This is a genomic window from Westiellopsis prolifica IICB1, from assembly GCF_004323185.1.
Taxonomy (GTDB): Bacteria; Cyanobacteriota; Cyanobacteriia; order Cyanobacteriales; family Nostocaceae; genus Pelatocladus; species Pelatocladus prolificus_A.
The window spans coordinates 1918782-1934737 of the sequence record NZ_NAPS01000001.1 but is presented as its reverse complement, the minus strand read 5'-3'; the positions used below and the strand labels follow the sequence as shown (position 1 = coordinate 1934737).

Annotated in this window: 13 protein-coding genes and 2 pseudogenes; 6 read left to right on the top strand and 9 right to left on the bottom strand. The window is 42.1% G+C overall.

The genetic code is table 11. The features are described from left to right. Positions 1-457: 457 nt before the first annotated feature. Positions 458-622, top strand: coding sequence for an Asl3888 family RNA-binding protein (locus tag B4U84_RS30450; RefSeq protein WP_016860072.1), 165 nt, complete (start codon positions 458-460; stop codon positions 620-622). Between the two features lie 139 nt (positions 623-761). Here the strand turns inward: B4U84_RS30450 and B4U84_RS08200 are convergent. The 8 genes and pseudogenes from B4U84_RS08200 to trmD all read right to left on the bottom strand — a co-directional run. Next, positions 762-959 (bottom strand): annotated as a pseudogene (locus tag B4U84_RS08200) (transposase); the annotation flags it as partial. 112 nt (positions 960-1071) lie between these two features. Beyond that, a pseudogene (locus B4U84_RS32095) lies at positions 1072-1753 on the bottom strand (IS982 family transposase); the annotation flags it as partial. Positions 1754-1940: 187 nt separating this feature from the next. Then, positions 1941-3326, bottom strand: a complete 1386-nt coding sequence (gene argH / locus B4U84_RS08190; protein WP_017309087.1) for an argininosuccinate lyase — start codon at positions 3324-3326, stop codon at positions 1941-1943. 134 nt (positions 3327-3460) lie between these two features. Next, positions 3461-3646, bottom strand: a complete 186-nt coding sequence (locus B4U84_RS08185; RefSeq protein ID WP_017309086.1) for a hypothetical protein — start codon at positions 3644-3646, stop codon at positions 3461-3463. A gap of 217 nt (positions 3647-3863) precedes the next feature. Next, positions 3864-4652 carry a nickel pincer cofactor biosynthesis protein LarB gene (larB, locus tag B4U84_RS08180; RefSeq protein ID WP_131116829.1) on the bottom strand — a complete coding sequence of 263 codons (789 nt, stop codon included), beginning with the start codon at positions 4650-4652 and terminating at the stop codon, positions 3864-3866. A 136-nt stretch (positions 4653-4788) separates the two neighbouring features. Beyond that, on the bottom strand, positions 4789-6585 hold the full coding sequence (locus B4U84_RS08175; protein ID WP_131118808.1) for an ABC transporter substrate-binding protein: 1797 nt from the start codon (positions 6583-6585) through the stop codon (positions 4789-4791). Positions 6586-6746: 161 nt separating this feature from the next. Further along, entirely contained in the window at positions 6747-7226 is a 480-nt protein-coding gene (gene ispF / locus B4U84_RS08170) for a 2-C-methyl-D-erythritol 2,4-cyclodiphosphate synthase (RefSeq protein WP_131116826.1), read from the bottom strand. Between the two features lie 80 nt (positions 7227-7306). After that, the gene (gene trmD, locus B4U84_RS08165) at positions 7307-8047 is read right to left on the bottom strand and encodes a tRNA (guanosine(37)-N1)-methyltransferase TrmD (protein ID WP_017309082.1); all 741 of its coding nucleotides are present in this window, start codon (positions 8045-8047) and stop codon (positions 7307-7309) included. Positions 8048-8462: 415 nt separating this feature from the next. Here trmD and B4U84_RS30445 point away from each other — a divergent pair, with 415 nt between their 5' ends. From B4U84_RS30445 to cphA, 3 genes are all read left to right on the top strand, one after another. After that, the gene (locus tag B4U84_RS30445) at positions 8463-8861 is read left to right on the top strand and encodes a hypothetical protein (protein WP_165490260.1); all 399 of its coding nucleotides are present in this window, start codon (positions 8463-8465) and stop codon (positions 8859-8861) included. A 49-nt stretch (positions 8862-8910) separates the two neighbouring features. Next, positions 8911-9774, top strand: a complete 864-nt coding sequence (locus B4U84_RS08155; RefSeq protein WP_016860064.1) for a cyanophycinase — start codon at positions 8911-8913, stop codon at positions 9772-9774. Between the two features lie 171 nt (positions 9775-9945). Then, a complete protein-coding gene (gene cphA / locus B4U84_RS08150) occupies positions 9946-12648 on the top strand; it encodes a cyanophycin synthetase (protein WP_131118806.1) in 2703 nt (900 codons plus the stop codon). A 48-nt stretch (positions 12649-12696) separates the two neighbouring features. On the opposite strand, the gene B4U84_RS08145 is transcribed toward cphA, so the two are convergent. Continuing rightward, a complete protein-coding gene (locus tag B4U84_RS08145) occupies positions 12697-12876 on the bottom strand; it encodes a Sec-independent protein translocase subunit TatA/TatB (RefSeq protein WP_016860062.1) in 180 nt (59 codons plus the stop codon). A 271-nt stretch (positions 12877-13147) separates the two neighbouring features. Between B4U84_RS08145 and B4U84_RS08140 the strand changes: the two genes are divergently transcribed. Continuing rightward, positions 13148-14725, top strand: a complete 1578-nt coding sequence (locus B4U84_RS08140; protein ID WP_017309079.1) for a CPBP family intramembrane glutamic endopeptidase — start codon at positions 13148-13150, stop codon at positions 14723-14725. An 840-nt stretch (positions 14726-15565) separates the two neighbouring features. Beyond that, entirely contained in the window at positions 15566-15841 is a 276-nt protein-coding gene (locus tag B4U84_RS08135; protein ID WP_017309078.1) for a TM2 domain-containing protein, read from the top strand. Positions 15842-15956 lie beyond the last annotated feature (115 nt).

The following is a 15956-nucleotide window of genomic DNA, read 5'->3' as shown; positions in this document are numbered from 1 at the left end:
GACCAGACTAAGTACCTTGCGTACTACGTTAGAGGTAAGAGTCTAAAGCTAGGGACTTCCTACGAAGATATGTACTTGTACCCTTAGGGATCTTGCTACAACTGTGCTGTAGGACATCCCGTGCAGGCTAAACAAAGCTCATAGGTGTCAACAAGTATTTTATGGTTTGCCGTCGGGCAGTCGGTGAACTTTAAACAGATGCTTGTGGAGGGGAATCTGGACGGGGTTTTGGAACAGAGATGATCCAAAACTAGACAAACCCGATGAAACAAGAATCTCCCACCACAGCGTAAAGCTTGGCGGTGAGAGTGTCAATAAATAACCCTGCTGCCTTCAGCCGTAGGATTATTCAAAGCTTCACTAGGCTCAAACTACAATTAAAGTAAAGATAATCCTAGTTGAAATTGTCTAGATATCGCCTAAGTAAGGCTTTTTGTTGTTTATTCATGAGGTGAACATGGCTAAGCGCCGCAATCCGAAAAAAGAAAAGGCGCTACGGAACCAGGCATATGCCCGAAAGTTTCGTAAACGGACTACCACAGGAAGGATGCAGAGAAGATTCCAACAAAGACCGCCGAAGAGTGAAGAGGATGAGGGAGCAGCAGCAGTTGATGCTGAATAATTTCCCTACTCAAAAGGTTGCTCTTTTTTTGTTTTAGTTGTTAGGGCGTATATAGATACGCCTTTTTTCATTACATGTAGGGACGTGAAATTTCACGTCTCTATACAAGGTTTTTGTATTATCCAAACCTGAGTTCGGGTTAAGCAGATTGAGGTAAAAGCCACTCCATCTGAAGGCTGGGTTTCTTGGGTTGATGACAATAAGCGATTAATCCGCACAGAACGTTAACGCAAAAATTAACGGGACTTCGATGTCTAGAATGTTCAATCTGAGAAATGTTCTTGAGTTGGTCGTTAATGGTCTCAATAATGGAGCGTTTACGAGACAAAAGCTTGTCACAGTTTTCTCCTCTTAAAAATGGGGCAGGCTTCTAAAAAGATAACTCGTTGGGCCAAGTGGATGGACTAAACCAAGCCTGCCCCATTTTTAAGTTCATTGAATCGAAGGTCATGAACACGCATAAGCATGTTTTTCATGTTGCGACGAGGTTTGGCAAAAAATTGGATGCCAAATTCTTCTAAAAGTTGAGAAGCCAGTTTTTGAGAGACATAACCGCGATCGGCAAATATTTTTCCAAAAAGCTCGCTCAGTAAATCGGGGACTGGTTTACGGTCATCAATATTACCAGGAGTCAAAGTTACATTTAACAGTTGACCCAGTTCATTAACGACTTTTATGTTGCTTAAAACCAAAAAACCAATCGACAGAAGTTTTTCCACGAGCCGCTAAACCGTCAAAAACCTTATGGCGAGAAATTCGACGATTATGGCAGACTTTCAAACAGGTTGAATCGATAAAACCGATACCCGTACATCGTCCAAAACAATGCTTTAGGTAGACACACAAAGGTATGATTGTTGATGGTATCCACTCTATAAAACGCTGATAACTCGGGAGAGCTGGAAAAGCATCACTCCAATGCTGTTTGACGTGATTTAAATAAAAATGCTTGAAATTCCGATAGTGATTTTGATGAAAAGCAATAAGTATCGTCATGATTTCACTCAAACATAGGCTTTTGGCCCTAATGCGTTTTATTCCTCCTCCCTGTAATAGCTTTTTGTGCCATTGAGCTTCAAAAGCTTTACAGAAATCATCTACATGGCAGAACAAAGATTCTAAACTAAACATAGGACAGGTGCTGGATTTGACGTTATTTTCAGCTTACTACCTGTCCCTTTCCTTATCCCGAACTCAGGTTATCCAAGCTCTTTTGGGTAGCGGCGCACGACTATAAATCCGGCGCTGCTGGTTTGAAGTATAAATCCTATAAATCCTTTTAGAGACGTAGCAATGAATGCTACATCTCTACTAATCACTATTCTGCAATTTGAGTGCGGGCATTTATAATTGCTGTTCTTACCTGATCAAAACCTGTACCACCATAGCTGTTACGGGCAGCAACTACTTTCCGAGGCGATATTGCTTCGTAAATGTCTTCTGCAAATGCGGGATGAAGTTGTTTCCACTCTTCCAAGGTTAAATCTTTGAGGAGTTTACCAGCAGCAATACTAGTTTTTACGACTTTACCTACAAGATTGTATGCTTCTCGGAAGGGTACACCTCGCGCTGCTAGGTAATCTGCGACATCGGTAGCATTAGAAAAGTCTTCACACACTGCTTGTGCTAAACGCTGGGTGCGAAATTCTAAACCTTCTCGTAGCAAAATTGTCATTGCTTCCAGACATGCTTTGATAGTATTGACGCTATCAAATAGACCTTCTTTGTCTTCTTGTAGGTCTTTGTTATATGCCAAGGGTAGTCCCTTCATGATTACCAACAAGCCTTGGAGATGACCAAAGACACGCCCAGTTTTACCCCGCACTAATTCTGGGACATCTGGATTTTTCTTTTGGGGCATAATGCTGGAACCCGTTGCACAGCTATCTTTGAGGGTGACAAAACCAAACTCTTCAGACGCCCAAAGAATAATTTCTTCGCTAAGACGGCTCAGGTGAACCATGATCAAGCTAGCGGCACACAAAAATTCGATCGCAAAATCGCGATCGCTCACTCCATCCAAGCTATTAGCATAAGCACTATCAAAATGCAATAGTTGGGCTGTGTAATGTCGATCAATAGGGAAAGTAGTTCCAGCCAAAGCACCACAACCTAAAGGAGAGATATTGACTCGCTTCTGGACATCTCCTAGACGTTCCCAATCCCGTTGTGTCATTTGAAAGTATGCCAACAAATGGTGAGCTAAACTTAAAGGCTGGGCGCGTTGTAAGTGAGTGTAACCAGGGATTAAAGTTTCAACATGATTCTCAGCAATATCTAAAAGGACACTTTGGAATTCTCGTAGTTGCCGACGAATTTGTTGAATTTGGTCGCGTAAGTACAATCTGGTATCTGTTCCTACTTGATCATTACGAGAACGCCCAGTGTGTAACTTTTTACCTACATCACCAATAATTTCCACAAGACGATGCTCAACAGCAAAGTGTACATCCTCTGCTTCAATGCCAGGGTTAAACTTGCCTTGGCGATATTCTTGGCGAATCTTTTCTAAACCAGCAACTAATTGCTCTCCTTCTTCAAGAGGAATGACACCGCATTTAGTTAGCATCTGAGCATGAGCAACAGAGCCAGTTAAGTCATATTCGATTAATTCAATGTCAAAACTAATACTTGCATTAAAACGAGCGATCGCAGGATGTAAAGCTGATTCAAATCGCTGGCTCCAAGTTTGCTGTTCAGTCATGTTTGGGGACTGGGGATCGGGGAAAGGGAACTGGGGAAAGGGGAAAGGGAACTGGGGAAAGGGGATCGGCGCTGGTTAACAACCACTAACTACTAATCATTTATAACTAACCATTAACTACTAACCATTAACTACTAACCAAAACTTGTGAGATTTCGGATCATATAACCAATTGCCAATCCAATCAATAGCGCCCAAGCTTGGCCTGATTGTACAAAATGCGTGAAGGCTTTTTGCATTTGACCAATAAGGTTTGGGTCAGTAACATTTTGAGCTAAGATAGTCAAATTTTCTGGTAAATGCCAAATTAACTGAGACATCGAAATTAAGTACCTAAATAAAATAAATTAGACATTGTCGATTTTTTTGTTCTCTGTTCCCTGTTCTTTGTTAAGAGTTTCCTGTTCCCCGTTCTCTTCTTAAGTCGATATACTGATCCTTAGCCAAAAGCTTAAGATAAAGGCAAATAATGTGATTAAAAGTTTCATTTTCAGTAATATTTTTTACCAAATATAAGAGTAATCTCACCGTGATAACTCAAGAATCAGACGATGCCATCCGTAATTTTTCGGCTGTTCGCAAAACCTGCCCTGCTAGGACTGCTGCACCAAAACCATTATCAATATTCACTACACCGATTCCCGCAGCACAAGAGTTTAACATTGTCAATAGAGGGGCTAAACCTCCAAAACTTGCACCGTAACCGATACTAGTAGGAACAGCAATCACCGGACAGTCTGCAAAACCTGCTACTACACTGGGTAAAGCGCCTTCCATACCTGCGACAACGATTAACACTGATGCTTGCGAGATCACATGGCGGTTACTCAGCAAGCGATGAATCCCGGCGACTCCCACATCCCAAAGGCGTTGGACGCGAAAACCAGAAAGTTCTGCGGTGACAGCAGCTTCTTCAGCTACGGGTAAATCGGCTGTACCAGCAGAAAGAATACCAATTGTGCCAGGAAAACTTGGTTCAATAGTAGTGGGAGCGATCGCACAAATTCGTGCTGATTCGTAGTATCGTAAATCTCTCACCTTGGGTTGTAGTGCTGCGTAAATTTCCGGTTCGATGCGAGTTGCCATCACTACAGAGTTACGTAGACGCATCACCTCCATAATTTGAGCAATTTGATAGGGGGTTTTACCAGGTCCCCAAATTACTTCTGGAAAACCCGTTCTTAAAGCGCGATGGTTGTCAATTTTGGCAAACTCACCCACAGGTTCATAAGCTAAATGTTTGAGTTCATCTAGTGCAACATCTAGAGAAACATTACCATTAGCGACTGCTTCAAGGAGCGATCGCAAATTTTTGTCATTTGTCATTTGTCATTAGAGACGCGAGGAACATCGCGTCTTTACAATAGTCATTTGTCATTGGTTTTCCTCTTTGTTCCCTTGTCCCCAATCCCCGATCCCCGATCCCCGATCCCCGATCCCCGATCCCCGATCCCCGATCCCGTTAGTTCTCTTCAGCAATTTTCAGTTCATACAAATTCCAGAATGGACCGCCGAGTGCAGTATATTTGATACCTTGGAAGCGATCGCGTACTGCTTGCAAGTCTAATCTTTCTACCAAGTGAATAAATGGTAGTTGTTCTGAAGCTATGCGCTGATATTGGTAATAAATTTCCTTGCGTTTGTTTTCATCTATTTCCTGAGCGCCTTTGATATAAAGACGGTCAATTTCCTTTTCCCAGTCAGAAACTTCCCAGCCCGTCATCGGTGGGTCGCCTGGTTGGGGACCAAGATTGAATGCGTGGGATGCACCGTTAATTCTCCAGATATTGCTAGCACTATGAGGTTCAACACCGCCACCAGCAAAACCACCAAGATAACAATCCCAATCTTGGCTGACTTTGAGTTTTTCTAGATAAGCGTTAAAGCTAAGAATTTGTAAATCAACTTGAATACCAATCTTAGCTAAATCTTGTCTAATTTGTGCTGCCATATCTCCCCTGACTTTCCTTTCGGCATTTGTCAGCAGGGTGAATCTGACTTGATTACCATCTTCATCAACTAGTTGATTTTGAGAATTATATTTGAAGCCAGCTTGTAGGAGTAATTTTTTTGATTTTTCTGGGTCGTGATTGTAAATTTTTAAGCCTTTTTCTGGAGGTAAATAGAAGGGACTCTTGACGTAAACAAAAGAGTTTTGTAACTCGCCTATTCCGCGAAAAGCGTTAGTTTTCATTGTTTCCCGATCAAGAGCATAGGCTATTGCTTGCCTAAATTCCTTTTTATTAAACCAACGAGACTTGACCGGGTTTACAAAAGGCTGACCTTTAGAATTTTTAGCTTTACTCAGATTGAAAGCAATAAAAGTTGTACCAGTATCCGGTCCACCATTATAAATTTTAAATTTTGTCCGTTTTTCTTCTCGCTTTAATAAACTAAAACCCTCTGGAGGAACTTCGAGATCATCCAATTGTCCAGAACGAAAACTAATTAATTGGTTATCAGTTGATTCAATTATCTGGAAAATCAACCGTTCTATGTAAGGTTGAGGATTTCCCTGAGCATCTTTACGCCAGTAGTATGGATTGCGTCGGAATATAACTCGTTGACTGGGTACATAACTTTCCATTAAATAAGGTCCATTCCCAATAATGTCTTTGGGAGCAGTACCCGTTGTCCACATTGTCAAAAACTTGGGATTACCACCAGGATCATTTGTATGGACAGATTCTTTAAGAGCATGAGCGGGCAAAATTGTAATCCCACCTACCCATCTTAAAAAAGGAGCAAATGGTTCTGGTACGGTGAATTCTACTTTCAAATCATCGATTTTTCGTACTTTGGGAGTGTCACCGCGCTGATTAATTCTCAAAGAATCTTTGGTTGGTGTGGGAATTTTGGGATTTAGGTAAATGTCGTTGTAGCTAAATACAATATCATCAGCAGTCATCGGTTTACCATCTGACCACTTGAGTCCTTTTTTAAGAGTAATGACAACCCGTTGTCCATTATCAAATACTTCCCAAGATTCAGCTAAACCGGGTTCTAGCTTAGTCGTCAGGGGATTTTCGTTAATTAATGAGTCATAAAGTGGGCCAAAAACGCTATACAACGACTCATTTAGCGCAGGATTAAAAGTTGAAGGCTCACCCAGAATGGCACTAATCATTTGCGGCACTTGAGCAGCTTTTATTTCATAATTATTTGGGTTACAAGCAACGGTTATGAAGACACCGATCAAAGCCAGAATTAGTAACAAGCGAAAACGCTTAATAGGACGAAGGATATTAGCAAAGCTCATCATTAATTGATATTCTTAATATTTTTATTTGCCCTCAACTAAAGTTGGGGCTAATAGCTAAAGTCAGTTCAAAGCTGACTTTAATTGGTTTTATTCAAAATCCCCTAATTTTTATTATGGGGCTTCCCTGTTAAAAGTTCCCTTTAAAACTTATTCATCTTTTACTCCTGTGATAGTAAAACAACTGCATAGGCGCAAATACCTTGTTCTTCCCCAACAGGACCTAGTTTTTCATTGGTAGTAGCTTTAATTCCCACTTGATTTGGTTGTAATTGCAAAACTTCTGCGATTTTTTCCTTCATTTTTTCAATATGAGGTTTTAATTTTGGACGTTCTGCGACTACCACCGAGTCTATATTTCCTATTTGCCAACCTTGTTTACGAATCAGTTGGTCTACTTGACTTAATAACACTAAACTATCTGCTCCTGCCCATTGCGGATCGCTGGGGGGAAAATAATGTCCAATATCTCCCAAGGATAATGCTCCTAGCATCGCATCCATAATCGCGTGGGTGAGGACATCAGCATCACTATGTCCCAGCAAACCCAGAGAGTGAGGAATATTGATTCCGCCAAGAATCAAAGGGCGATCGCTCACCAATCGATGCATATCATAACCATTACCAATCCGAATGTTCATTTTTAGTCAATAGTCAAGGGTCAATTGTCAATAGTCAAGGGTCATTTGTCAATAGTCAAGTGTCATTTGTCATTAGTTATTCATTCCATCTCCCTGTTGTCTCCCTTGTCCCAATTTTGAATTTTGAATTTTGCATTTTCCTCTAGCCAAGCTTGGAGTAAATCTGGACGGCGATCGCCTGTTCTTTGAATTTGTTGTTCTAATCGCCACTTAGCAATTTCAGTATGATTACCAGACAGCAGTACATCCGGTACTTTCAAACCACGGAAATTTGCGGGACGGGTATACTGGGGATAATCTAATAATCCTTCTTCAAAACTTTCTGATTTGAGGGACTCGGCTTTACCAACAGTTCCTGGTAATAGGCGCATCACACCATTTATCAAAGCCATGGCTGGAATTTCTCCGCCGGTGAGAATAAAATCACCCAAGGATACTTCACGGGTAACTAAATGCAGTACTCGCTCATCTACACCTTCATAGTGACCACAGATCACTACCAATTGGTCGTAATTTGTCGCTAATTCTCGTAATAGAGGTTGATTCATCGTTTGTCCCTGGGGACTCATCATAATCACCTCTCTTTTGGGTAAAACAGGTAGAGACTCAATCGCAGCAAAAATTGGTTCTGGCTTCATTAGCATTCCGACACCGCCACCGTAGGGTTCGTCATCAACTTTGCGATGCTTGTCGGTAGTAAAGTTGCGAGGATTGATCAAATTCACCTGAGCAATCTGTTTGGCCAAGGCTTTACCAATTAGCCCTGAACTAAGAATAGAGGTAAAACAATCAGGAAATAGCGTAACTATATCAAAGCGCACAGTATTTCGTATTGGAGAACACTAATCTTAAAATTGGAATGTCTGGTACAGTACGGCAGCAATAGTTAGATAGTTAATAAACAAGTTAAAAAAGTAGATGCTATGCTGATTGATTTTTTTCTGCTGGGGTTCCCAAAAATTGCTGCCGCAGGCGATGACTTTTGGTATTCCCCTGATTGTCTATCTAACAGATACATTGTCTGAACGAGCGTCTACAGCATAGCTGCTTTTTAGCACTGACAACTAGCTAATGTTGTACAAAATATACAAGAGCTTGTTTGAGCGTATCTATGGAGTACTAGAAATAGTTGGATTGTATGGGTCAACAAAAGTTTTTCTAATTACTTAATTTATGTTTAAATATTGTCACATCTAAATTTAAATTAATCTTCTGACTAGGTTAACAACTTCCAGGATGCATCGAACCAGCCTCAAAGAAAAAGTGCGTCAATATCTGTTTCTGTTTCCCAAAGTTAGAGGAGACACTCAAACAGACAGTTATCACCCAAGGGATTCGCTATTAGGCGTCTACAGAACAATGGCATTGCAACGGCAGTCATCACAACAGGATTTTATTGACTACAACCATAAATCTGTCGCCATGGGGATCGGGGATCAGGGATCAGGGATCAGGGATCAGGGATCGGGAATCGGGAATTGGGTAGAGAAAAATCATCAATATTTCAATTACCCATTACCAATTACCAATTCATTACCAATTACCAATTCATTACCCATTACCCATTACCAATTACCCATTACCAATTGCCTAAAGCACTGTCCTTGGCAAGAGGCGAGGCGCAAAAACAATTAGGCTGCTGCTCTTGTAATTTTCACCTGAAGTTGTTGACAGGAGAAACACAATGCCGGAATTACAAGCTAAATTGCTGGAAATGAGGACACCCCAAGCAACCAAAACTGCCGTTCTGGTGATCGGAGGCGCAGAAGATAAAGTCCATGGTCGCGAGATTCTGCGGACTTTTTTTGCCCGTGCTGGTGCTAATGACGCCCATATTGCTATTATTCCTTCTGCCTCTCGCGAACCCTCGATTATTGGTGGTCGGTATATTCGCATTTTTGAAGATATGGGTGCCAAGAAGGTTGAACTTCTTGATATACGTGAAAGAGAACAGTGTGAATACCGTGATTACCAACAGTCCCTGGAAGCTTGTACCGGGGTTTTTTTAACAGGAGGTGATCAATTGCGGCTGTGTGGGGTCTTATCAGACACACCAGCAATGGACATTATCCGGCAGCGAGTTAGATCTGGAGAACTAACTCTGGCAGGTACTAGCGCAGGTGCGGCAGTTATGGGACATCACATGATTGCAGGCGGTGGTAGCGGTGAGTCACCCAATCGTTCTTTGGTGGACATGGCGACGGGCTTAGGATTTATACCTGAAGTAATTGTAGACCAACATTTTAACAATCGTAATCGTATGGGGCGTTTGATGAGCGCGATCGCTTCTCATCCAGATCGCCTGGGTATCGGCATTGATGAAGATACTTGTGCGTTATTTGAGCGTGATGGTTGGCTACAAGTTTTGGGTAAAGGTTCGGTTACAATAGTAGATCCGACCGAAGTGACTCACACCAATGAACCTCATGTGGGAGCAACTGAACCTTTGAATCTTCACAATTTGCGCCTACACATTCTCAGTCATGGCGATCGCTTCCACCTTTACCAACGTACCGTTCTACCCGCTGTCTACCGGATTTCCAGCTGACGGACTTAAGTATCTGAAGTTACACTGAATTGACCGCGTAATTCGGCGTTGCAGCAAAAAAGTGCGAGTAATACGATGTAAGAAGAAAAAACTGTTTACTATGAACAGTTTGGCGGTCAATTTCAGTAAGAAACTAGAATTTTGGTTCCGAATCTCCATCTACCTATTCCCATGAGAATCCTCAAAATCCAGACCTTACGCGGCCCCAACTACTGGAGCATTCGACGCCACAAGCTAATCGTCATGCGCCTTGATCTAGAAAATCTTGCCGAGACGCCCTCAAATGAGATCCCCGGCTTTTATGAAGGATTAGTTGAGGCTCTGCCTAGTCTGGAGGGTCACTACTGCTCGCCTGGCTGTCGTGGTGGTTTTTTGATGCGAGTGCGTGAAGGCACCATGATGGGTCACATCGTGGAGCATGTAGCTTTAGAACTACAGGAATTAGCGCTGATGCACGTCGGCTTCGGTCGTACTCGTGAAACGTCCACATCCGGAGTTTACCAAGTCGTCTTTGAGTATCTAAATGAGGAAGCCGGACGTTATGCAGGTAGAGCCGCAGTCAGGCTGTGCCAAAGCATTGTTGACCGAGGGCGTTATCCAAAGGCAGAGTTAGAGCAAGATTTACAAGACCTCAAAGACTTATGGCGTGATTCAGCCCTGGGACCTTCCACAGAGTCAATCATCAAAGAAGCTGAAAAAAGAGGTATCCCCTGGATGCAACTAGGGGCGCGCTTCTTAATTCAACTAGGTTATGGTGTCAACCAAAAGCGGATGCAAGCTACCATGACCGATAACACCGGCATCTTGGGTGTAGAGTTGGCTTGCGACAAAGAAGCCACCAAGCGCATTCTTGCTAGTACTGGTGTACCAGTGCCGCGAGGTACGGTGATTAATTTCTTGGATGATTTGCAAGAAGCAGTAGAACACGTTGGTGGTTATCCGATAGTGATCAAACCCTTAGACGGTAATCACGGACGTGGGATCACCATCGACATTCAAAGTTGGGAAGAAGCAGAAGCAGCTTATGACGCAGCCAGACAAGTTTCTCGCTCGATTATTGTGGAGCGGTATTACAGCGGGCGTGACCATCGAGTCTTGGTTGTAAATGGTAAAGTGGTGGCGGTTGCAGAACGTGTACCTGCTCATGTGGTTGGTGATGGTAGATCTACAATTGCGGAATTAATCGAAGAAACCAATAAAGACCCAAATCGTGGTGACGGACATGATAAGATTCTCACCAAAATTGAACTAGACCGCACCAGTTATCAGTTATTAGAAAGACAAGGTTACACCCTCGACAGTGTCTTAGCGAAAGACGAAATTTGCTACTTGCGGGCAACAGCAAACTTAAGTACAGGTGGTATAGCTGTAGATCGGACAGATGAAATTCACCCCGAAAACGTTTGGTTAGCCCAGCGCATTGTCAAGATTATTGGTTTGGATATCGCTGGTATAGATGTTGTGACATCAGATATTAGCCGCCCCTTGCGTGAAGTTGACGGTGTGATCGTAGAAGTAAATGCTGCTCCTGGTTTCCGGATGCACGTTGCCCCCAGTCAAGGCATCCCCCGCAATGTTGCCGGTGCAGTAATTGATATGCTGTTCCCCAATGAGCAAGCCAGCCGGATTCCTGTATTAAGTGTTACAGGGACAAACGGTAAAACCACTACTACTCGCCTACTAGCTCACATTTACAAACAGACAGGAAAAGTAGTAGGTTATACGACAACAGACGGAACTTATATCGGAGATTACTTAGTAGAAGTAGGCGACAACACAGGTCCCCAAAGCGCCCAGTTAATCTTGCAAGACCCGACGGTAGAAGTAGCAGTCCTGGAAACGGCTCGCGGTGGGATTCTCCGCTCTGGATTAGCTTTTGAAGCCTCTAATGTCGGTGTTGTATTAAATGTTGCTGCTGACCATTTGGGTATTGGTGACATTGACACAATTGACCAGTTGGCACACCTCAAGAGTATAGTTGCCGAAGCTGTTTATCCTGATGGCTACGCTGTTCTCAACGCCGATGATCCCCGTGTAGCGGCGATCGCAGAACGCACAAAAGCTAATATTGCTTACTTCACCATGAACCCAGAATCGGAACTGGTGCGAAACCACATCCAAAAAGGCGGAGTTGCAGCAGTGTATGAAAATGGCTTTTTGTCAATATTAAAAGGCGATTGGACACACCGGATTGAACGGGCAGAAAATATTCCCCTGACAATGGGTGGACGAGCGCCATTTATGATTGCTAACGCCTTAGCAGCTTCCTTAGCGGCCTTTGTCCAGAATGTGTCAATTGAGCAAATTCGATCTGGTTTAAACACATTCCGAGCTTCGGTAAGTCAAACGCCAGGAAGGATGAACTTGTTTAACTTGGGTAACTTCCACGCTTTGGTAGATTATGCCCACAACCCCCACAGCTACCAAGCTTTGGGTTCCTTTGTTCGTAACTGGACAAATGGCGATCGCATTGGTGTGATCGGTGGCCCTGGTGATCGGCGTGATCAAGATTTTGTGGCTTTGGGTAAACTGTCAGCCGAAATTTTTGATTATGTAATCATCAAAGAAGACGACGACACCAGAGGAAGGGCGCGGGGTTCAGCTGCGGAATTAATTATTCAAGGTATTAAACAAGTCAATCCTGATTACGAATATGAAGCGATTCTGGATGAAACCCAAGCAATTAATAAAGCTTTGGATATCGCCCCTGAGAACAGTTTGGTGGTTATCTTACCAGAAAGTGTCAATCGTGCCATCAAGTTGATTAAGGCGCGTGGTGTTGTTAAAGAAGAAGTTCCTCAACAAAATACCACCCCCCCAACTGTAGATTCTCAAATGGGTGTGACTTCATCCATTGTCAATTCGATTATTTAGTCATTTGTCATTTGTCCTTTGTGTTTACAAATGACCAAGGACAAATGACTATTTTTCTTCTTCCTCTGGCGTGGAATCTTCATCGCTGGTGGTTTTATTCAGTTCTTCTTTAAAACCCCGTAAGGTTTTACCTAGTGCGCTTCCCAGTTCAGGGATTTTTTTTGGCCCAAAAACTAGCAAAGCGACGATCGCTATTACACCGACTTCTGTCCATCCCAATCCAAACATATCTATCTCCTGTGGAAAAACCCTACTTAAAATATAGTAGGGTGGGGAATGTCTATCTGAAACATCGAAACACGGGGGACACGGGAGACTAGTTGTTGAGAGCGATCGCAAATTTTCACGCATCCGCAACCACTCCAAAATGCTGATAAAAAAAGTAGTATTTAGTCGTGGAGACTGATAGGCTGATGGGTCTTCCCTTCCTCCCCAGTTCTCCATATTTTTTAATTATGATGATTTAATTGCAACTCAGTATGAGTCAAGGGGAGAATAGATGACACCTAAGCGGTTAGGTTTATTTTTGTTAACATTATTAGCTATCTTTGTTGCTGGTTCGTCTTTACTAAATAGTTGGCAAGAACCACAGTTTCAAAATAGTCTGGATCTTTATCAGACAAATATTGTCCTAGAAGCTTCCCAGTGGCAAGCCTCAGATCGCAAAGATGAGAATTTGCAAGGAGCGAAGGAAGCAATTATAGGTGAAAAACCCCTGGAAACCGCGACTAAGCAGTATCAAGAAACACGGAAATCGGCTGAAACTAATTTGGAAAAAGCTAAAAAACAACTCATAGAGCTTAGTTCTGAACCTGTAACGACTCCCACAACTCCTAAACCTCAACCGGAAATTCCTCCTGCGACTAATACTTCTCGTTCAGTACAGCAAAAAGAATTAGAAAAAACTATTGATCAACTACAAAAATCAATTGCTGAGATCGATTTGCGCTTAGGAATTTTACAAGCACAGCAAAAACAAACAGATGCAGCTGTTAAAAGTTGGAAGCAATTGCAGCAAAATTCCCAAATTAAACCTGAATTACGTGAAACTGCGACGGCGTTGAGTGGAATGTGGAGTGATCCACCTCGTTTGCTTCCCAATGCTCAACAACTGATTCAAGATCATCTAGATGGCTGGTTTCGCTTTACTGCTTTGACTCAACTTTACCAACTCCAGCAACGTCAAGAAGCTGTTGCAAACCTGAAAATAGCAGAACAAAAAGCTGCTGAACAAGCTTTTGTGAAATTAGCGATTATTGGTACTATTCCAGCCCTGGGAGCTTTTATTGGTGTTGGACTAGTGATTTTTCTGATTGCTCAACGTGTTGTCAAGGGGAAAGCTAGTTTATTGGAGCAAAATGCTAACACCAGTTGGTCAGTACCTTGGGATGGCGAAACAATTTTGCAAGTATTTGTCGTGGGCTTTTTCTTCATGGGACAAATATTGATTCCCATTGTGTTACAGCTGCTTCCTATCCCCCGTGCTGCCGGAAATCTGCGACTCCAAGCATTCTATGTATTTTTAAGTTACATCTTAGTGGCATTGGGCGCGATATCGGTATTGTATTTATCTATTAAACGTTTTTTACCGCTAGAGTCTAGCTGGTTTCGCTTCAACTTAGGTGGTAAGTGGTTTTTGTGGGGATTCGGTGGTTATTGTGCAGCGTTACCAGTGGTTGTAGTGGTATCCCTGATTAATCAACAAATATGGCAAGGTCAAGGTGGTAGTAATCCTCTGTTGCAGTTAGCATTGGAAGGTCAAGATTCTGTAGCATTGGGTATATTTTTTGTAACTGCCGCGATCGCTGCTCCATTATTTGAAGAATTCCTCTTTCGTGGTTTTCTGTTACCTTCCCTAACTCGCTACGTGTCTGTGTGGTGGGCAATTATCACCAGTGCCTTTTTGTTTGCGATCGCTCACCTGAGTTTATCAGAAGTTTTACCCCTGTTTGCCCTGGGAGTTGTTTTAGGGATAGTGTACACGCGATCGCGCAACCTCCTTGCTCCCATGCTTCTCCATAGCCTTTGGAACAGCGGCACCCTACTTAGCTTATTTATCCTTGGTAGTAGTAATTAGGGGATCGGGGATCGGGGATCGGGGATCGGGCATTGGGCATTGGTTATTCTCCTTTGTCTCCCTGCTAAGAGCTCCCTGCTAAGAGCTTCCTTGTCTCCCCACACTCCCCTATCCGTATATGTCACAAAAATCTACCAACGGTATGTTGATATTAACTATAAAAAAATGCTAGGTTGAGAGAAAATACATATCTCATAAAAAACTCAAGCAATAAAGTTAAAAAAATAAGAAATTAGTCTTTTGTGGCTGAGGATTGCTTATTTCCAGTTATGGTTTGGGAATACTAGCTTCTAAGTTCCGTGTTCACTTAAGTGATTACGGAAGATTTACACACATTAGTTTGTAATTAATTGCTTGACTAGACTTAGAAAACCATGTGCAAAGAGCCGCTTAAATAAGGCGTCTACATTACTTTAAATCAGTATCCTTAAATTATTGCCGCAAAAATAAAAAAATCCGGAAATGATACTATCTGATGTGTAAAAAGTAGTACGACGCAATTGTTTGATGATGATAGCTGTTAATTCTGTAAAACAGAGTTTTATAGCTTAATATTCAAAACATTTGTGTAGCGGTTTTTTGTTGTTATTCAAAATAATTTTGTGGAGATACATAGTTTCAGGCTATGTCTGAACACTTATCTCCTGAGAAAGCGTACTTGCGATTTCAAGTTACGCCATTTCTGCATATCTACTTTTAACAGTGTTTATACTGAATAAAAAGTAAAAAATTGTTGATTTTCCCGAAACATAGTGGAAATAAGATAGTCAGTAGATTTACTTTTTGCTAAAAATATAGAATTTCAATTTTATACATAGTTCATAAAGGAGTAGCACTCATATGGCAAATCTCAACCCCAGTCATGCCACCAAACAACTATTAGCTGGATATAGCGGCATTATGTTAGGGGGTCTTGGAATTCATAAGTTTGTTTTGGGTTATACCGTAGAGGGCTTTATTATGCTCATGATTTCTTTGGTGGGAGGTTATTTTACCTACGGCTTAACCTTATTCATCATGCAGCTTGTGGGTTTGCTAGAAGGGATGATCTACCTCAACAAGTCCTACAACCAATTTGTTGATACTTACTTTGTTAACAAACAAGGTTGGTTTTAATTGGTTATTGGTTATTGGTTATTGGTTATTGGTCATTGGTTATTGGTTATTAGTCGTTAGTAGCTATTAATTTCTCCCTTCCCCAATACCCGATCCCCGATCCCCGATCCCCAAT